The following is a 17,149-nucleotide window of genomic DNA, read 5'->3' on the forward strand; positions in this document are numbered from 1 at the left end:
CGAGGTTTCACATGTACACCGCCATCGGCTATGCCGCTCAAACGGCCACCACGCCCCTCGCCCCGATGAAGTTCGAACGCCGCAGCCCACGGGCCGACGACGTCGCCATCGAAATTCTGTACTGCGGCGTCTGCCACTCCGACATCCACCAGGCGCGCAACGAATGGGGCATCGCCGTTTACCCGTTGATGCCCGGCCACGAGATCGTCGGAAAAGTCACCGCCGTCGGTGCGAATGTCACCAAGCACAAGGTCGGCGATCTGGTCGGCGTCGGCTGCATGGTCGACTCCTGCCGCACCTGCGAAGCCTGCCAGTCGAACCTCGAGCAATACTGCCTCGAAGGCCCGACCATGACCTACGCCACTCCGGACCGGGTCGATGGCAGCAACACCATGGGCGGTTATTCGGACAGCATCGTGGTCAGCGAGCACTTCGTGGTGCGCATTCCAGAGAAGCTGGATCTGGCGGCTGCCGCACCGATTCTCTGCGCTGGCATCACCACTTACTCGCCGCTCAAGCACTACGGCGTGAAGGCCGGCGACAAGGTCGGGATTCTGGGCATGGGCGGCCTCGGCCACATGGGCATCAAGTTCGCCAAGGCCATGGGCGCTGAAGTGACGTTGTTCACCCGCTCGGCGAGCAAGGCCGAGGAAGGTCGTCGTCAGGGCGCCGATCATGTGATCGTGTCCACCGACGAAGAGCAGATGAAAGCTGCAGCCGGTCGTTTCGACTTCCTGCTGGACACCATTCCGGTGCAGCACGATCTCAACCCGTACCTCGACACCCTGCGCTTCGACGGCGTGCACATTCTGGTGGGCCTGATCGAACCGATCGATCCGCCGGTTCACGCCGCGAAACTGGTGCTGGGTCGTCGCGTATTGGCCGGTTCGTTGATCGGTGGCGTCGCTGAAACCCAGGAAGTGCTGGATTTCTGCGCCGAGCACAACATCAGCTGCGACATCGAAATGCTCGACATCCGCCAGATCAACGAAGCCTACGCCCGCATGATCGCCGGCGACGTGAAGTATCGTTTCGTCATCGACATGGCGACTCTGAAGCTCTGATTCCTCAGACCTTCAAGCCTAGCTCCGCCGAGAGCCGGGCTGTGACCCCTTTGATCAGGGGAATCAGCTCGGCCATTTTTTCCAGCGGCATGTACGGCACGGTGCTGGCGATGCTGATCGCCGCGACGATGCGCTTGCTCGCGTCGCGGATCGGCGCCGCCACGCAACGGATCGACGGCTCGTTGTCTTCCAGATCGAACGCGTAGCCGCCGGCCACGTATTCGGTCATCCGCTGCTCCAGCTGCTCCCACGACTGCTGGGGATGCTGCGGCCAGAACTGACTTTTCCCACCCGCCGGCAGACTGATGTCGTACAGACGCTGCCAGTCCTGCGGCGCGTCATCCAGCATCAAGGCCTTGCCGATCCCGGTCCGCGCCAACGGCATGCGATGGCCGACCCGCGAGCGCATTTCCGGGCCGTTGCGTCCCGGATTCTTCAACAAATAAAGCACCTCGTCGCCTTCGCGAATCCCCAGGTGAACGGTGTCGCCGGTCAGCGCCGACAACTCGTCCAGATACGGACCGGCCAGGGTCACCAGCGGCAACTCTTCGCGCGCCTGGAAACCCAGTTCGATCAGCTTCGGCCCCAGCAGATAACCGACTTGCGGCACGACGCGCAGGTAGCGCTCGTCCACCAGACAACTGGCCAGACGATGAGTGGTACTGCGCGTGGTACCGATCAGGCGGGCAATCTCTTTGAGATCGCGGGCGCCACTGGCGACGGCCTGCACCACACCCAACCCGCGAAGCAGGGTCTGGGTGCCGGTCGGCGCGGCGTCCTTGGCGGTTTTTGGGGCGTCTTCCTGCATATCCAGCCTTTAGCGTTGAGCGAGGGAACGGGCGGCATTATGGTCGCCCGGCATGGCCGACTACAACTCGATGCGCTCGACCTTGCCCACCAGCAGCACGTAGGACAAAGCACCAATCAATGCCAGAACCGCGATGTAGGTGATCGCCGGTGCGAACGAATCGCCGCTGGCCAGGAAGCCGATGACAATCGGCGTGGCAATCGCCGACAGGTTGCCGATGAAGTTGAACACCCCGCCGGTCAAGCCCAGTAACCGCGCCGGCGCCAGTGTCGAGACCAGAGACCAGGTGATCGACGCCAGCCCATTGCCGAAAAACGCCAGCGCCAAAAAGGCAATCACCAACGGCGTCGATTCGACGAAGTTGGCGCCGATGATCGAGGTGGAAATCAGCAGCCCGCCAATGATCGGCAGCTTGCGTGCAAACCCGACGGTGCAGCCGCGACGGATCAGGAAGTCGGAGAAGAACCCGGAGCACAGCACGCCGATGAACGCGGCGAGAAACGGCAGCGACGCCAGCAGGCCGGACTTGATGAAGTCCATTCCGCGATACTTCACCAGGTAGGTCGGGAACCAGGTCAGGAAAAACCACAGCGTCGAATTCAGGCAGAACTGGCCGAGGTAGATCCCCCACAACTTGCGTTTGCTCAGGACGATGCCGAGATCGGTCCAGCTGAATTTCGCCCTCACCTTGGCGGTTTCGGCGGCGATATCCACCAGCCCGCCGCCCTCGCGGATCAGATCGATTTCGCCTTGGTTGGCGCCTTTGAAATCACGCGGTTCGCGATACACCGCGTACCAGATCGCCGCCCAGACAATGCCCACCGCGCCGGTCGCGACAAACACCATGTGCCAGCCAAACTCATGTTGCAGCCACGCCAGCACCGGGGTCAGAAACGCCAGCCCGACAAACTGCCCGGAGGTATAGAAGCCGATGGCCGTGGCCCGCTCACGCTCGGGAAACCAGGTCGTCACCACGCGGCTGTTGATCGGATACGCCGGTGCTTCCAGCGCACCGACCGCCATGCGCAGCACGAACAGGGCGATGAAACTGGCGGCGAAACCGAGCATCACCGTGGCCAGCGACCACAACAGCAGCGCAACGCTGTACAGGATGCGCGGTGGCACCCGATCCACCAGCCAGCCGCCGGGGATCTGCATGGCGGCGTAGGTCCAGCCGAAGGCGGAAAAGATCAGCCCGACGTGCACCGGGTCGATGCCCAGATCCGTCGTCAGTGCCGGGGCGGCAATCGACAGGTTGCTGCGGTCGAGGTAGTTGATGACCACGGTGATGAACAGCAACACCATGATGAAAAATCGCTTGCGGCTGGGCGTGACTAACGTCGCTTGCCCGGTGAGGGTTTGCGGTTGCATGGGGAGCGCCTCTTCTTATGTTTATTGAGGTCGGGGTTTGTTGGCGAGATCGTTCCCACGCTCCGCGTGGGAACGATCTCTTAGAAGGAAATCAGCCAATCACCACTCGGCAAAACTGCCATCGGCATGGCGCCAGATCGGGTTGCGCCAGCGGTGGCCGACCGCCGCGCGTTCGATCACGTATTCCTCGTTGATCTCGATCCCCAGGCCCGGGCCGTTCGGGATTTTCACGAAGCCTTTGTCGTAGTCGAAAACCCGCGGATCCTTCACATAATCGAGCAGGTCATTGCTCTCGTTGTAATGGATGCCCAGGCTCTGCTCCTGGATAAACGCGTTGTAACAAGCGGCGTCCAGTTGCAGACACGCAGCCAATGCGATCGGCCCCAGCGGGCAATGCAGTGCCAGCGCCACGTCGTAGGCTTCGGCCATGTTGGCGATCTTGCGGGTCTCGGTGATGCCGCCGGCGTGGGACGCATCTGGCTGGATGATGTCGACGTAACCTTCGCTCAACACCCGTTTAAAGTCCCAGCGCGAAAACAGCCGCTCGCCGAGGGCAATCGGCGTGCTGGTCAGCGGTGCCAGTTCTTTCAGCGCTTCGTAGTTTTCGCTGAGCACCGGCTCTTCGATGAACATCAGTTTGTACGGATCGAGTTCCTTCATCAGCACCTTGGCCATCGGCTTGTGCACCCGGCCATGGAAGTCGACGCCGATGCCGACGTTCGGCCCCACCGCATCACGCACGGCGGCAACGTTGGCCAGGGCCAGATCGACCTTTTCGAAGGTATCGAGAAATTGCAGCTCTTCTGTGCCGTTCATTTTCACTGCAGTAAAACCACGGCCCACCGCCTCTTTCGCGGCCCGCGCGGTGTCTGCCGGACGGTCGCCGCCGATCCACGAATACACGCGGATCTTGTCCCGCACCTGACCGCCGAGCAGGTCGCTGACCGACACACCGAGGGCCTTGCCCTTGATGTCCCACAACGCCTGATCGATGCCGGCCAGTGCGCTCATGTGGATCGCGCCGCCCCGGTAGAAGCCACCGCGATACAGCACGGTCCAGATGTCTTCGATATTGCGTGGGTCTTTGCCGATCAGGTAGTCGGACAATTCCTCAACCGCTGCAGCAACCGTGTGGGCCCGGCCCTCGACCACGGGCTCGCCCCAACCGGTCACGCCCTCGTCGGTTTCAACTTTCAGGAAGCACCAGCGCGGCGGGACGATGAAGGTGGTGAGTTTGGTGATTTTCATCTGCTTGTCTCTCTTGTTAGATGCAGCGCACGCAGCGCCGGAAAAGTCTTAGCGAAGGGCTTTCCAGGCCGCCACGTAGGCCTTGGCATTGGCCGCCACTTGCTCAGTCGTCATGCCCGGCTTGAACAGCCCGGACCCGAGGCCGAAGCCTTTGACGCCAGCGTCGATGAACGCCTGCATGTTGTCCGGCGTGATGCCGCCGACCGGCGCCAGAATCGTCCCGACCGGCAACACCGCCAGCCAGGCTTTCACCACCGCAGGGCCCATCTGCTCGGTCGGGAACAGCTTGAGAATGTCAGCGCCCTCCTCCAGTGCCGCAAAGGCTTCGGTCGGTGTGGCAACGCCCGGCGACAGGTACAGCCCCGCCGCTTTCGCAGCCCGCAACACCTTGGCATCGCTGTGGGGCATGACGATGACCTGGCCGCCGGCCTCCTTCACCAATTCCACTTGTTCCGGGGTCAGCACCGTGCCGGCACCGATCAGGCAATCGGCGGGCAGGGTCTTACGCAGGATGCGAATGCTTTCGTACGGCGCAGGGGAATTGAGCGGTACTTCGATGACGCGAAATCCGGCCGCATACAGGACTTCTCCGACAGCGGCGGCTTCCTGCGGATGCAGGCCGCGCAGGATCGCGATCAGACCGTTTTGCGCCAGTGCTTGCTTGAGCATGTCAGGCCTCCAGTCAGGGTTAACGGGATGAGGAATCGATCAGTCCGGCGGCGAGCGCCAGTTGCCACAGACCACGTTCGGTGGCCTGCTCGGCCAGGGTCACCCGGGCGAAACCGCAGGCGTCAAGGGCACGGCTGTAACGGGCGCACAACTGCGCGTTGCCGATGAGGATGATCGAAGGAAGATGTGTGCTGTTGCGCCGACGTCGTTGCACGGCGGCCAGCGCCGTCAGTTCATGGCCGATCAGCAGGCCGGACAGATAGTCCGGTTGCGCGGTGGCGCCGAGTTCACCGGTCAGGCCCAGGCTGCGGGCGCTGAACAGGGTCGACAGCACGCCGATTTCGCCTTCTGCCGACAACGCCACCTGCACGCCGCGATCAAACGCCTCGGCATCGAACGTCGCGCTGTGCTGTTGGGTACGGCCGAGAATGCTGTGTTCGCTGAGTACGGCGAACACTTCGCCGGTCATGAAGGTGTCGAAACGGGTGATGCAGCCGTCGGCCACTTCCACCCATTTCGAATGACTGCCCGGCAGGCCGATCAGCAGATCATTGCCCGCCTCGACCGGCAGATTCTGCAGGACGCCGAGTACCTGGGTTTCTTCGCCGCGCATCACGTTCGGCAGCGTCGAGCGCTGAATCACACCCGGCACGATGTGCACATCAACACCGCGAAGACTGCGAACGGTTTGCAGGGATTTTCCGAGATCGGCCACGTTGGCCGGCGTATCGCGGTAGGACGCTTCGCGCCAGCCCTGGGCGCTGCCGACCATGCCGCAGGCAATCACCGGCAAGTCGGGCTGCGCGTCGAGCCAGTCGCCGCACGCCTCGTCGAACGCCAGTTCAAAACCGTCGGAGCATTCACGACCGTTGATGACCCTCGGCGTCTTCGGCAACTGCATGATCCCGAACGACAGCGACCGCTGCGCCAGCACCTGCCCGCCCGCCGCGAGTTTGTAAGCACGTAGTGAGGTCGTCCCCCAATCGAGCGCGATCAATTGCGCCAGCATCGCTTCACCTGTTTTGTTATTGGCAGTGAGTGAGCTGGACTATAAACCCGGGCACAACAAAATCTCAATATATAAATATCATTCCCACATTATGGGACGATGGCAAAAAAATATCGCAGGCAGAAACAGTGCCTTCAGAGAAATTCAACTTCCCTGCAGGAGCCGTCTCGGGCTGCGATATTCCTGGCGCGGCTCAGTTGCCCTCGGCAAACTCGCGCAACACCTTGCCATCCATGCGGTAACGCACCCACTCTTCCTGCGGCTGGGCACCAAGGGATTTGTAGAACTCGATGGCCGGAGTGTTCCAGTCCAGCACGCTCCATTCGAAGCGGCCACAGTCGTTGGCGCAGGCGATTTTCGCGAGGTGACGCAGCAGGGTTTTGCCAGCGCCGCCGCCTCGTTGTTCGGGGGTGATGTAGAGGTCTTCGAGGTACAGGCAGTTGCTGCCCAGCCAGGTCGAATAGCTGAAGAAGAACACCGCAAAACCGATCGGTACGCCGTCGCGCAGGCAGATCAGACCGTGGGCGGTGGCGCCTTCGCTGAACAGGCTGCGCTCGATGTCGGCAACGCTGGCGATGACTTCGTGACGGGCCTTTTCGAAGTCTGCCAATTCGGTGATGAACGCGAGGATTTGCGGTGCATCGCTGGGGGTCGCCGGGCGGATTTCGATCGTCATGGACGGGCCTTGTCGGAAAAAGGAAAACGCCATACTAAGGCGGCGCGCGGCGCTCGTCACATGGCAATCCACGGATTAGGCTAGCGCGGCCGATGACTCGCAAGGACTCCCATGAACAATCTCGTTTTTTCACATCTCACGGAGCTCGCCGCCGAACTGCTGCCCCACGCGCTGGAACCGTCGGAAGACGGCGCTCATGATCTGTCGCATCTGCAACGGATCTGGCACAACGCGCGCACCTTGCAGGCCGAGGAAGGTGGCGACCTTGAAGTGCTGCTCGCTGCAGTGTTGCTGCACGATTGTGTGGCCGTGGAAAAGAACTCGCCGCTGCGTTCACAGGCATCACGCCTGGCAGCGGAAAAAGCCTCGAAGGTGCTGGCGAACATGCATTGGCCCGAAGCCAAAATCGACGCCGTTACCCACGCCATCGAGGCCCACAGCTTTTCCGCAAACATCGCCCCGCTCACCCTCGAAGCGCGACTGGTGCAGGACGCCGACCGTCTCGACTCCCTCGGCATGCTCGGCGTCGCCCGCACCTTTTACACCGCCGGACGCATGGGCAGCGCGCTGTACGACCCGCAAGATCCCGAGGCCCGGGAAAGGGACTACGACGACAAGCGATTCTGCCTCGACCATTTCCAGACCAAACTGCTGCACCTCGCCGACGGTTTCCAGACCGTTGCCGGTCAACGTCTGGCACAGCTCCGTCATCGACGCTTGAAAGGTTTCATGGAGCAATTCAAGGAAGAGATCGGCCTCGAAAGCGCTCAGCCCTTCTGAACCGTTCGTCGATCATCAGGCACCAATCTTTCACGAGGGCAGACCAAAAGGAGGTAAGGATTTCAATCACTGGAGACACCCTATGATCTCGTCAAGGTTGACTGCACTCGTATTCGCTACCCTCCTCAGCCCGGCGGTATTCGCCGCCTCGACCACCGCTGCCGGTACCGGGCCGACCGATCCGGTTACCCAGCCAAGAGCCCCCGCCATCAACAGTGCCCCCGGTATGAATACCGACGGTTCGGGTGTACCGCTGATCAATCAGCCACCCGCGACGGGAACCGATCCTCGCACCCAGGGCAGCGATCCCGGTCGCCAAGGCGGCATGAACACCCCCGACGCTCCGGCCGCCCCCGACAACGCCGGCCCCGGCGTCGGCTCGAAAACCACCACGGGTGGTTCGGGCTCTGAAGGCGCAGGACAGTGATCCGTGCTTCATCCACGCAACGTGTCTTATCCACTTCCTTGAAGAGGTAACCATGAACGTCGATAAAAACCTGGAAAAAGAAGTCCTCACCCGCCTGTTGCATGCCCACCCAAGCGGCCTCGGCAAAGAGGTGCTGGACAATTATCGCGGCGAGAAAGTCGTGGCCAGTGCCCTCGCCGCCTTGCAGGAGCGTGGACTGATTCACCACGGACACATCACTTGCAATGAAGCAGGAGAGCATTCGCTGAATCTGCCGATCAAGCTCAGCGCTGCAGGTGTGGAAGCGGCGCGTAAACTCGATACCTGACGCTTGCGGTCACTGGCGCAGGCAGTGTTCGAATGCATTGCCTGCGCCAGCTCATACCGGGATTTATCCAACCACCAGGAGACTCGCCATGCCTCGTGGAAGCAAAGCCAAATACACTGAAGAACAGAAGCGCAAAGCCGAACACATCGAAGACAGCTATCAAAACAAAGGGATGTCCAAGGACGAAGCCGAGGCCCGCGCCTGGGCGACAGTGAACAAACAGTCCGGCGGCGGCGAGAATGCCGGAGGTTCCGGGCGTCGGAAACCGGCCAGCGCCAAAGCTGCGGATCGCAAGGAGTCGGCGCGGCGCGCGACAGTAAGCCGCGAGGGACATTCGCGCAATAGCAAAGCTTCACGCGAAGTGCAGACGGTCGACAGCCTGCGCAAGGAGGCCCGGGAGCGGAAAATCCCCGGGCGTTCGTCGATGCGTAAAGATGAGTTGATTGCGGCGTTGCGCAGAGCCGGCTAGGTCCAGACTGGATGTAACGCCTGAAGGCCTTATCGCTGGCAAGCCAGCTCCCACAGAAATCAAAGGGCTCGCAAAAACTGCGCCCCCTACTGAAACCTGTGGGAGCTGGCTTGCCAGCAATTGCGATCGTTCAGTCAGTGCATTTTTTGCTGATCAGCACATCAACCTCCGCAGTGCCAGGAGCGGTCGCCGGGCCCCAGCGAGTGACCGCTAACGCAGCCGCAGCGTTGGCGCGCCGGGCGGCTTCGTGAGCGGCCAGTCCTTGTGCCAGCCCGGCGACGAATACGCCTGCATGCGCGTCGCCCGCGCCGTTGCTGTCCACCGCCTGCACCTTGAAACCCGGCACATGCTGGCGTTCGCCGCGCTGATGAATCCAGCAACCCTGCGGACCGTCGCGCACGACCATCAGCACCTCCTTTGGCAGGTGCACGGTCAATCGGTCCAGCGCGGTTTCAATGTCAGCCGCACCCGTGAAACGCAGCGCCTCGACACTGTTGCTGGTCCACACATCGATGCGCGGCAGCAACGCCTGCATCATCGGTGAGTCCGGCGATTCCACCAGCGGACCTGGATCGAACACCACGTTGATCGTCTTCGGCAGCGCCAGCGTCCAGTCCAGCAACGCCTGGGCCTTGCCGCTGTGCAGCAGGCTGTAACCGCTGACGTAGACGTAGTCCCCCGTCTCGGCGGCGACGCTGTTCAGCTCAGCTGCCGTCACCTCACCTTCCGCGCCGATGTAGGAGATGAAACTGCGCTCGGCCGACGCATCGGTCAGCGCCACGCAGATGCCGGTGTCACGTTCTGCAGGTTGTTCGATGCCGATGCGGATGCCTTCGGCGTTCATCGCCTGCCGCGCCAGATCGCCGAATCGGCCGCTACCGTGGCGACCGAGATAGACCACCGGCAAGCCGTTACGCGCAGCGGCAGCCATCACATTGAAGCCGCCGCCGGCTTCGAAACTGGCGGACTGCGCCAACACGTCGCCGCCGATTTGCGGCAGCGCATCCACGGCCATGACCAGGTCGATGATGACCTGGCCGGTGTGCAACATCTTAGGCATGAGCATTCTCGGATTGCGCGGCGCGGCGATCTCTCGCCCCGCCGAGTACGAAGTAAATGCCGCCGGCGACCACGAACGTCACGATCCAGCCGAGGCCGTTGTGGCCCAGCCACGAATCGGACAGGAAGCCCTTGAACCAGACATTTTCAGCCGTGGTGCCGATGGTGGTGAAACTGAAGCCCAGCACGATGGCAATCGCCCACCCGCCGAACGCGCGCCATTCGATGCCGCCGCTGTACCAGTAGGCGCTGCTCGGGCTGACGTCGAGCAGGTCTTGCGGGCTGTAGTAGTGACGGTGAATCAGGTCGACCACGAAGATCCCGACCCACGCGGTGATCGGCACTGCCAGCAGGGAAATGAAGGTGATGAACGGGCCGTAGAAGCTGTCGGCGATCAGCATGAAGTAGATCGAACCGGCGAAGATCGCCACGATGTCGACCACCACCGCGTACACGCGCTTGACCTTCAGGCCGAGGGTCAGCGTGGTCAGGCCGGCGGAGTACACCGACAGGTTGTTCGACAACAGCAGGCCGCCGAATGCAGTGATCAGGTATGGCACGGCCATCCAGGTCGGCAGCATGTCGCGGATCGCCACGATCGGGTCAGTCGCCGACGCCAGGTCGTTGTTGCCCACCGACAGCAGGCCGCCGAGGGTGATCAACAGCACCAGCGGAATCCCTGCGCCGAACGCCGCCGAAGCGACCAGGCGCACGGCTTTGACGCTGCGATGCTGATAGCGCGACATGTCGGCGCCAGCATTTGCCCAGCCGATCCCGGTGCCGGCGGCCATGGTGCCGATACCGATGATCATTGCGCTCATCGGAGCTGGTGTGGCGTTGAACACCGCGCTCCAGTCGATGGTCGCGCAGAGGAAGCCGCCGACCAGAATGTTCAGCGCGCCGAACACGTAGGTCGCCCACTTCTGGATCACCAGCAACGTGGCGTGGCCGAGGCCGGATACCGACAGGGTCAGCAGCACGAAAATCGCGATGAAGATCAGGGTCAGCACCGGCGCGCTTTTGGCTTCCACCGGCGAGCCGAACAGGATCGAGCACAACGACAGCAGCACGAATGCGGCCGTGGTGGTGTTGACGGTTTCCCAGCCCAGACGCGACATCAGCGAGACCAGCGTCGGGCCGATATTGCCGCGCACACCGAAGATCGCCCGCGACAGGGTCAGGCTAGGCGCACGACCGCGACGGCCGGCAATCGAGATGATCCCCACCACTGCGAACGAACCGGCAGCGCCGAGGATCGCGACAATGATCGCCTGCCAGATCGCCAGGCCGCGAAACGCCACCAGCGTGGCGCCCAGCGGCAGGCCGAGGATGGAAATATTGGCAGCGAACCAGACCCAGAACAGTTGCAGCGGATGGCCGTTGCACTCGCCTTCCGGCACCGGTTCGATGCCCCGGGTTTCCAGTTGCCCGGCGCTTTGCCCGGCGTTCGATGAACTCATGAAAAATGCTCCTGTTTGCCTTTATTGTGGTTGTGGCAATGACGCAGAACGACAAGACATCCCGCCCTTCCTGGGCCTGTCTGCGCGATCCATTGCGGGTGAATATTCAGGATTTGTGGTGCGCCTTTCGCGAGCAAGCTCGCTCCCACATTTTAATTTGTGGTGTTCACACAGCCCCTGTGGGAGCGAGCTTGCTCGCGATGGCGTCAGCCCGGTCAACGCAGGGCCAAAAGCCCCTGCACCAACGGTTCCAGCTCCAGACCATTGACGGCCTTCACCGTCTCGATCATCGGCGCCGGCCAGCTCTGCAGACCCAGGCAGGCCCCGAGCATGGCGCCGAGAATCGCGGCGATGGTGTCGGTGTCGCCACCCAGGCTCGCGGCCATGCACAGCGCATCGAACGGCGTCATTTCACCGACCGCGACTTGCTGCGCGAGGGCGAACGACACCACCACCGATTCCTGCGACGCCACCGAAGTGCCAATCACGTCGTACAGCAGATCCGCGAGCAACACCGGGTCGCTTTCGACACTGATGCTGCGCGCCCAACTGATCCGCGAGGCGATGCGCCCGCCGGCCACCCAGTGCCCATGCGCTTCCGCTTGCTGGGCGATCTGTTGACCGAGGTTCAGCGCCTCGCCCAGATCCAGACCGTTGATGCCGGCCGAAACCACCGCCGCCACCGCCGCCGCGCTGGAAATCCCCAGCGTGGTGTTGTGAGTGACCTGACAGGCCTGCACCACCGCCGCGATAAAGCGTTCGGGGTCGGCGACATCCGCCGCGATGCCCACCGGGGTGATGCGCATCGCTGCGCCGTTGGTGGTGCCATAACGCCCGGCCTCTTCCGGCGAATGGCCGGCGAGGATCATTTCGATCGCACGTTTGGTCGACGGGCCGAGCAAATCCTGCGAGCCCTTGGCCTGCATCTCGGCTTCCCATTCGATCAGCCGTTGCGCGAGCACCGCCGGTTCGATCCGGCCCTTGCCTTCAACCAGCAACTCGCCGACCAGAATCGCCTGTTCGGTGTCGTCGGTGATCGAGCCTTTGGGCATGTTCGCGGCAATCGGCTGCAAGGGGCCGGCGTCCTGCAGATCGGTAATCTGGCCGAAGCGCTGCTTGATGGTTTCGCGGTTCAGGGATTGGGTCGGCATGCCCAGCGCGTCGCCGAGGGCCAGGCCGTAAAACGCGCCCAGGGCACGGTCGAGGGCGGTCATTTCGATTCTCCAAATTGCAGGTGCAGGCGGAAATGCACCGGGTCGAGCAGGCTTTCGACCTGTTCCATGAAACGGTTCTGCCGATCGTAGGTGGTGCGCAATGCCTTGAGGAACACCGTGCCTTCCGGGCGGCCGAGCAGTTCGGCGTCCACGGCGTTGAGCGGTTCGGCGCCGATCCATTGATCGCCGCGCTCGCCGACGTAGCCGTAGGCGGCCAGGGTGATGGTCAGGGAATTGTCGATCAGGCCGACCCTCGGCAGGCTTTCCAGGCCTCCGGTGGCGGGCATCAGAGAACGTTCAAGGGACACCGCCGTGCCGTCGTTGGAACGGCGGCGACGTTCGAGAAGAATGAATTGATCGGAGCCGAAACGCGCAAGCAGATCCGCACGTGTCACGGCCTCCAGACGCAGCACGTCGGTATTGATCATCGCCCCGCTGTCGGCCAGGGCCTGGGCCCAGCCGCTGCGCTGGTCGAGCACCACCCCGTCAAACGTGACGATGGAGCCGACCCCGCTTTGCGTGGCGATGTAATTGCGCCGCTTCAGTTCGGCCAGCGCTTCGCGCAACGTGCCACGGCTGACGTTGAATTCCTGAGCCAACTGATGCTCGCCGGGCAACAGAAAGCCGTCCTCCATGAGGCCGCTTTCGATGCGTCGGACGAGCTCGTCGACCACCCGTTGTTTCTTGTCAAATCGTACCTGTCTAATCATGTACAAAGTGATAACCGAAACAAGACAGGGCGAGCAAGGAGTATTTATCTGGAAGTGACGGAAGGTTCGGTAGACAGGATGAACTGTGGGAGCGAGCTTGCTCGCGATAAGGCCTGCACATCCGACATCAAAGTGTCGGATCTACCGCTATCGCGAGCAAGCTCGCTCCCACAGGGTATTGCGAATTACCGTTGCTTGAGTCGGTCGATAACCACAGCCAACAACAAAATCGACCCTCGAATAACGTATTGGTAGAACGTGTCGATATTTTTGAGGTTCATCGCATTCTCGATAATCGCCAGAATCAACACCCCGGCAATCACATGCCGGATCATCCCGATCCCGCCACTCAACGAAACCCCGCCCAGCACGCAAGCCGAAATCACCGTCAGCTCAAAACCCTGGCCGATCATCGGCTGACCCGAAGTCATCCGCGACGCCAGAATCACCCCCGCCAGCGCACCGATCACCCCATGCACCGCGAAGATGATGATCTTCGTGCGGTCAACATTCACCCCTGCCAGCAACGCCGCTTCCTGGTTGCCACCGATGGCCATGGTGTTGCGCCCGTAGGTCGTGTAGTTCAACAACCAACCGAAAAACAGGAAGCAGACGATGGTGATCAGAATCGGCACCGGCACGCCGAACAACTGGCCGTTGCCGAACACGAAGAACGATTCCTGCGATACGCCCACCGCTTTGCCGTTGGCAAAAATGTAGGCCAGGCCACGGACGATCTGCATGGTCGCCAACGTCGTGATCAGCGCATTGACCCGCAACTTGGCGATCACGATGCCGTTGATCAGGCCGACGATCAGGCCCATCACCAGCGCCGCGCTGACGCCGAGAAACACGCTGTTGGTGTCGCGCATGACCACCGCCGCAACCACCCCGGCGCAGGCAATCACCGAACCCACCGACAAGTCGAAATGTCCCGACGCCAGGCAATACAACATGGTGCACGCGGCGATCCCGGTGGTGGAAATCGCCAGGCCCAGGCCACGCATGTTCAGCGGCGAGAGGAAGTTGTCGATCAGCAAGGTGCAGGCGACAAAAATGCCCACCGCCGCCAGCAGCATCACCCAGTCATCGAGGAAGCGCCGCATATCCAGAGGTTTGCGCTCGGTCGGCAGGGTTTCGTTTTGGGTTGTCATCATAGTCACCTCTCAGTTCGCCACGCCGTCAGCGCGGTGGCGCGGCAAAGCCAGTTGCAGCAGGTTGGATTCGTTGGCCTGGTCGCGGCTGACTTCGCCACGCAGGGCGCCCTCGCACAGCACCAGAATGCGGTCGGAAATGCCCATTACCTCCATCAGATCGCTGGACACCACGATCACCGAAATACCGTCGGCGGCCAGGTTATGGATGATCTGGTAGATCTCGGCCTTGGCGCCGATGTCGATGCCGCGGGTCGGTTCGTCGAGCAGCAGGACTTTCATCGGCATCGACAGCCAGCGGCCGAGAATGGCTTTCTGCTGATTGCCGCCGGACAGGAACTTGATTTGTTGCCCGGCGTGGGGCGTTTTCACTTTCAGGGCCTTGATCTGTTTGTCGGCGTTGCCCTTTTCCCAGATCCCGCGCAGCAGGCAACCGAGACCGGAGTTCGCGCCACGCGCACTGATGTTGATGTTCTCGGCGACGCTGGCGAGCGGGATGATGCCTTCCTTCTTGCGATCCTCCGGACACAGCAGAATCCCGGCAGCAATTGCATCGCGGGGCGAACGCAGCTTCAGTTCATGGCCGCGCAATTCCAGGCGTCCGGCGGTGTTGCGCTCAAGACCGCTGAGCAGCCGGAACAGCTCGGTGCGCCCTGCCCCAACCAGTCCGAACAGGCCCAGAATCTCGCCTTTGTGCGCATCGAAACTGATCGGCTCGCGCAGGCCCGGGCCGAGCAAGCCATCGACTCTCAGCGCCACGGCACCGCGTGGACGACCGCGATAATCGTAGATGTCCTGAATGTCGCGCCCGACCATGCAAGTCACCAGTTGATCGTGGGTCAACTGACTCATGTCGTCGAAGGTGCGCACGTAGCGACCGTCCTTGAACACCGTCACCGCGTCGCAGATGCGGAACACTTCTTCCATGCGATGGGAGACGTAAAGCACGACTTTGCCTTCGTCGCGCAGTCGGCCGATGATCGCCATCAACCGGTCGATTTCCCGCGCCGAAAGGCTGCTGGTCGGTTCGTCAAAGGCAATCACATGCGCGCCACGGGACAGCGCCTTGGCGATTTCCACCAGTTGCCGCTGGCCGAGGGACAGGCGTCCGACCTTGGTCTGCGGATCGATTTCATCGGCCAGGCCTTTAAGGCAAGCCAACGCCTGCTGACGCAGCGCGCCGCGATTGATCAGGCCGAAACTGGCCGGCAGGTGACCGAGGAACAGGTTCTCGGCCACGGTCATTTCCGGCACCAGATGCAGCTCCTGGTGAATCACCGCCACACCGCTGCCGATGCTGTCGGCGGTCGACTTGAACGCCATCGTCCGATCGCCGATCTGCAGCTCGCCGCTGCTCGGAATGTAGGCGCCACCGAGGATTTTCAGCAGCGTCGATTTGCCGGCGCCGTTCTCGCCCATCAAGGCGTGGACCTGCCCGGGGTGGGCGACGAAACTGATGCCGTCCAGCGCCTTCACGCCCGGGAAGGTCTTGCCGATCCCGTTGAAACGCAGGCTGCCGCTGGCGCTGTGTTCTTGTGTCTGTACTTGCGCGTGCATTTAAGCCACCTCATCACACCGTTCAAGCGGCCCGGCTGCCCGGGCCGCCGCTGCCGTCAGTTCCACAGACCGATCTTCTCCAGCTCCTGCTTGAAGTTGTCGCGGGTGATCAGGGTGACGTCGTCCATCGCGGTGTACTTCGGCGGTTCTTTGCCGGTGGTGACCCACTCGTACATCATGCTCGCGGTGTTGTAGCCCTCGATGTGCGGGCTCGGCAGCATCGAACCGTAGAAGCCGCTGTTGGGCTTTTTCAGTTCGCCGATGGCGTCGGTGCCGTTGATGCCGATGCCGATCACGTTGGCCGCGGCGAACCCGGCAGCTTCGGTGGCGCGCACGCCGCCCAGCACGGTGTTGTCGTTCATGCCGCCGATGATCAGGTTCTTCGCCGCGCCCGGCAGCTTGACCAGCGCCGAGTTGGTGGCGTCCATGCTGCCCGGTACGTCGAGGGTTTTCAGGGCGGCAGTCAAAATGTGATCTTTCGGCATGCCGGCGTCTTCGAGGGCCTTCATCGAGCCGTCGGTGCGCTTCTTGCCGGTGTCGAGTTCGTTGTAGGTGTTGACCACCGCGTAGGTGTCTTTCCAGTCCCAGTTACGCTTTTTCGCCTCGGCGGCCATGGCGGCGCCCTGCTTCTGGCCGACTTCGAACGCGGCCATGCCGAGGTACGGCACGTCTTCCATGAACTTGCCGTTGGCGTCGACGAAGCGGTCGTCGACGGCGATGACTTTCAGGTCATTGAGTTTGGCCTTGGCCATGATCGCCGGGCCGAGGGACACGTCCGGCGGGCAGATGACGAAGCCCTTGGCGCCGTTGGCCGCAAGGCTGTCGATGGCCGAGAGGGTTTTCTCGCCGTCCGGTACGGCGATCTTGATCAGCTCGAAGCCTTTGTCCTTGGCAGCTTTCTCGGCGAAGGCCCATTCAGTCTGGAACCACGGCTCTTCGGCCTGCTTGACCAGGAAACCGATCTTCACCGGATCGGCGGCCAGCAGCGAACTGCTCAGGCTGAACGCAGTGACCGCCAGCGCGGTACTGCACAGGGTACGAATCCCGAAACGACGTTTCATAAGCAGACTCCTTGTTATTTTTCTTGAGCGTTATTTGAAAAGCGTTACAGCGGTCGAAGCGTTTCCCGCAAATCATGACGACAATAGTCATATCGTATGATGATTG

At 62.0% G+C, this 17,149-nt stretch carries 18 protein-coding genes; 5 read left to right on the top strand and 13 right to left on the bottom strand.

Annotated elements, in window-relative coordinates; genetic code table 11:
- Positions 1-11 precede the first annotated feature (11 nt).
- Complete coding sequence (locus ABTV87_RS21280) at positions 12-1,064, top strand: NAD(P)-dependent alcohol dehydrogenase (protein ID WP_011335405.1); 1,053 nt, start codon at positions 12-14, stop codon at positions 1,062-1,064.
- Positions 1,065-1,068: 4 nt separating this feature from the next.
- On the opposite strand, the gene ABTV87_RS21285 is transcribed toward ABTV87_RS21280, so the two are convergent.
- The 6 genes from ABTV87_RS21285 to ABTV87_RS21310 form a co-directional block, all read right to left on the bottom strand.
- Entirely contained in the window at positions 1,069-1,872 is an 804-nt protein-coding gene (locus ABTV87_RS21285) for an IclR family transcriptional regulator (protein ID WP_007950852.1), read from the bottom strand.
- Between the two features lie 60 nt (positions 1,873-1,932).
- Complete coding sequence (locus ABTV87_RS21290) at positions 1,933-3,243, bottom strand: MFS transporter (protein WP_085607282.1); 1,311 nt, start codon at positions 3,241-3,243, stop codon at positions 1,933-1,935.
- A 99-nt stretch (positions 3,244-3,342) separates the two neighbouring features.
- Entirely contained in the window at positions 3,343-4,491 is a 1,149-nt protein-coding gene (gene dgoD, locus ABTV87_RS21295) for a galactonate dehydratase (RefSeq protein WP_007950849.1), read from the bottom strand.
- Positions 4,492-4,539: 48 nt separating this feature from the next.
- Positions 4,540-5,160, bottom strand: a complete 621-nt coding sequence (locus ABTV87_RS21300) for a 2-dehydro-3-deoxy-6-phosphogalactonate aldolase (RefSeq protein ID WP_433898312.1) — start codon at positions 5,158-5,160, stop codon at positions 4,540-4,542.
- A gap of 19 nt (positions 5,161-5,179) precedes the next feature.
- The gene (locus tag ABTV87_RS21305; protein WP_085607288.1) at positions 5,180-6,169 is read right to left on the bottom strand and encodes a 2-dehydro-3-deoxygalactonokinase; all 990 of its coding nucleotides are present in this window, start codon (positions 6,167-6,169) and stop codon (positions 5,180-5,182) included.
- 193 nt (positions 6,170-6,362) lie between these two features.
- Complete coding sequence (locus ABTV87_RS21310; RefSeq protein ID WP_007950842.1) at positions 6,363-6,845, bottom strand: GNAT family N-acetyltransferase; 483 nt, start codon at positions 6,843-6,845, stop codon at positions 6,363-6,365.
- A 111-nt stretch (positions 6,846-6,956) separates the two neighbouring features.
- Between ABTV87_RS21310 and ABTV87_RS21315 the strand changes: the two genes are divergently transcribed.
- From ABTV87_RS21315 to ABTV87_RS21330, 4 genes are all read left to right on the top strand, one after another.
- Positions 6,957-7,625 carry an HD domain-containing protein gene (locus tag ABTV87_RS21315; protein ID WP_433898313.1) on the top strand — a complete coding sequence of 223 codons (669 nt, stop codon included), beginning with the start codon at positions 6,957-6,959 and terminating at the stop codon, positions 7,623-7,625.
- An 82-nt stretch (positions 7,626-7,707) separates the two neighbouring features.
- The gene (locus tag ABTV87_RS21320; RefSeq protein WP_039770633.1) at positions 7,708-8,052 is read left to right on the top strand and encodes a hypothetical protein; all 345 of its coding nucleotides are present in this window, start codon (positions 7,708-7,710) and stop codon (positions 8,050-8,052) included.
- A 52-nt stretch (positions 8,053-8,104) separates the two neighbouring features.
- Entirely contained in the window at positions 8,105-8,359 is a 255-nt protein-coding gene (locus ABTV87_RS21325; RefSeq protein ID WP_011335416.1) for a hypothetical protein, read from the top strand.
- 88 nt (positions 8,360-8,447) lie between these two features.
- Complete coding sequence (locus ABTV87_RS21330; RefSeq protein ID WP_433898314.1) at positions 8,448-8,828, top strand: Rho termination factor N-terminal domain-containing protein; 381 nt, start codon at positions 8,448-8,450, stop codon at positions 8,826-8,828.
- Positions 8,829-8,958: 130 nt separating this feature from the next.
- Here the strand turns inward: ABTV87_RS21330 and ABTV87_RS21335 are convergent, their stop codons facing one another.
- The 7 genes from ABTV87_RS21335 to ABTV87_RS21365 all read right to left on the bottom strand — a co-directional run bounded on the left by ABTV87_RS21335 (position 8,959) and on the right by ABTV87_RS21365 (position 17,043).
- Positions 8,959-9,888, bottom strand: coding sequence for a PfkB family carbohydrate kinase (locus tag ABTV87_RS21335; RefSeq protein ID WP_433898315.1), 930 nt, complete (start codon positions 9,886-9,888; stop codon positions 8,959-8,961).
- Positions 9,881-11,347, bottom strand: a complete 1,467-nt coding sequence (locus tag ABTV87_RS21340) for a purine-cytosine permease family protein (RefSeq protein WP_433898316.1) — start codon at positions 11,345-11,347, stop codon at positions 9,881-9,883. The genes ABTV87_RS21335 and ABTV87_RS21340 overlap by 8 nt, the downstream gene beginning before the upstream one ends.
- 215 nt (positions 11,348-11,562) lie before the next feature.
- A complete protein-coding gene (locus ABTV87_RS21345; RefSeq protein WP_085745048.1) occupies positions 11,563-12,561 on the bottom strand; it encodes an ADP-ribosylglycohydrolase family protein in 999 nt (332 codons plus the stop codon).
- Positions 12,558-13,271: a GntR family transcriptional regulator gene (locus tag ABTV87_RS21350; protein ID WP_433898317.1), complete on the bottom strand. Its 714-nt coding sequence runs from the start codon at positions 13,269-13,271 to the stop codon at positions 12,558-12,560. The genes ABTV87_RS21345 and ABTV87_RS21350 overlap by 4 nt, the downstream gene beginning before the upstream one ends.
- A 185-nt stretch (positions 13,272-13,456) precedes the next feature.
- Positions 13,457-14,425, bottom strand: coding sequence for an L-arabinose ABC transporter permease AraH (gene araH / locus ABTV87_RS21355; RefSeq protein WP_011335422.1), 969 nt, complete (start codon positions 14,423-14,425; stop codon positions 13,457-13,459).
- Between the two features lie 12 nt (positions 14,426-14,437).
- On the bottom strand, positions 14,438-15,982 hold the full coding sequence (araG, locus tag ABTV87_RS21360; protein ID WP_221533153.1) for an L-arabinose ABC transporter ATP-binding protein AraG: 1,545 nt from the start codon (positions 15,980-15,982) through the stop codon (positions 14,438-14,440).
- Positions 15,983-16,038: 56 nt separating this feature from the next.
- A complete protein-coding gene (locus tag ABTV87_RS21365) occupies positions 16,039-17,043 on the bottom strand; it encodes a substrate-binding domain-containing protein (protein ID WP_007950821.1) in 1,005 nt (334 codons plus the stop codon).
- Between the last annotated feature and the right edge of the window lie 106 nt (positions 17,044-17,149).

The sequence above is a fragment of the Pseudomonas sp. PSE1(2024) genome, assembly GCF_050990555.1.
GTDB classification, from domain to species: Bacteria; Pseudomonadota; Gammaproteobacteria; order Pseudomonadales; family Pseudomonadaceae; genus Aquipseudomonas; species Aquipseudomonas aphyarum.

Coding starts and splice junctions, on each gene's coding strand:
- ABTV87_RS21280 (WP_011335405.1), top strand. CDS start 12: ATGTACACCGCCATCGGCTATGCCGCTCAAACGGCCACCACGCCCCTC.
- ABTV87_RS21285 (WP_007950852.1), bottom strand. CDS start 1,872: ATGCAGGAAGACGCCCCAAAAACCGCCAAGGACGCCGCGCCGACCGGC.
- ABTV87_RS21290 (WP_085607282.1), bottom strand. CDS start 3,243: ATGCAACCGCAAACCCTCACCGGGCAAGCGACGTTAGTCACGCCCAGC.
- dgoD (WP_007950849.1), bottom strand. CDS start 4,491: ATGAAAATCACCAAACTCACCACCTTCATCGTCCCGCCGCGCTGGTGC.
- ABTV87_RS21300 (WP_433898312.1), bottom strand. CDS start 5,160: ATGCTCAAGCAAGCACTGGCGCAAAACGGTCTGATCGCGATCCTGCGC.
- ABTV87_RS21305 (WP_085607288.1), bottom strand. CDS start 6,169: ATGCTGGCGCAATTGATCGCGCTCGATTGGGGGACGACCTCACTACGT.
- ABTV87_RS21310 (WP_007950842.1), bottom strand. CDS start 6,845: ATGACGATCGAAATCCGCCCGGCGACCCCCAGCGATGCACCGCAAATC.
- ABTV87_RS21315 (WP_433898313.1), top strand. CDS start 6,957: ATGAACAATCTCGTTTTTTCACATCTCACGGAGCTCGCCGCCGAACTG.
- ABTV87_RS21320 (WP_039770633.1), top strand. CDS start 7,708: ATGATCTCGTCAAGGTTGACTGCACTCGTATTCGCTACCCTCCTCAGC.
- ABTV87_RS21325 (WP_011335416.1), top strand. CDS start 8,105: ATGAACGTCGATAAAAACCTGGAAAAAGAAGTCCTCACCCGCCTGTTG.
- ABTV87_RS21330 (WP_433898314.1), top strand. CDS start 8,448: ATGCCTCGTGGAAGCAAAGCCAAATACACTGAAGAACAGAAGCGCAAA.
- ABTV87_RS21335 (WP_433898315.1), bottom strand. CDS start 9,888: ATGCCTAAGATGTTGCACACCGGCCAGGTCATCATCGACCTGGTCATG.
- ABTV87_RS21340 (WP_433898316.1), bottom strand. CDS start 11,347: ATGAGTTCATCGAACGCCGGGCAAAGCGCCGGGCAACTGGAAACCCGG.
- ABTV87_RS21345 (WP_085745048.1), bottom strand. CDS start 12,561: ATGACCGCCCTCGACCGTGCCCTGGGCGCGTTTTACGGCCTGGCCCTC.
- ABTV87_RS21350 (WP_433898317.1), bottom strand. CDS start 13,271: ATGATTAGACAGGTACGATTTGACAAGAAACAACGGGTGGTCGACGAG.
- araH (WP_011335422.1), bottom strand. CDS start 14,425: ATGACAACCCAAAACGAAACCCTGCCGACCGAGCGCAAACCTCTGGAT.
- araG (WP_221533153.1), bottom strand. CDS start 15,982: ATGCACGCGCAAGTACAGACACAAGAACACAGCGCCAGCGGCAGCCTG.
- ABTV87_RS21365 (WP_007950821.1), bottom strand. CDS start 17,043: ATGAAACGTCGTTTCGGGATTCGTACCCTGTGCAGTACCGCGCTGGCG.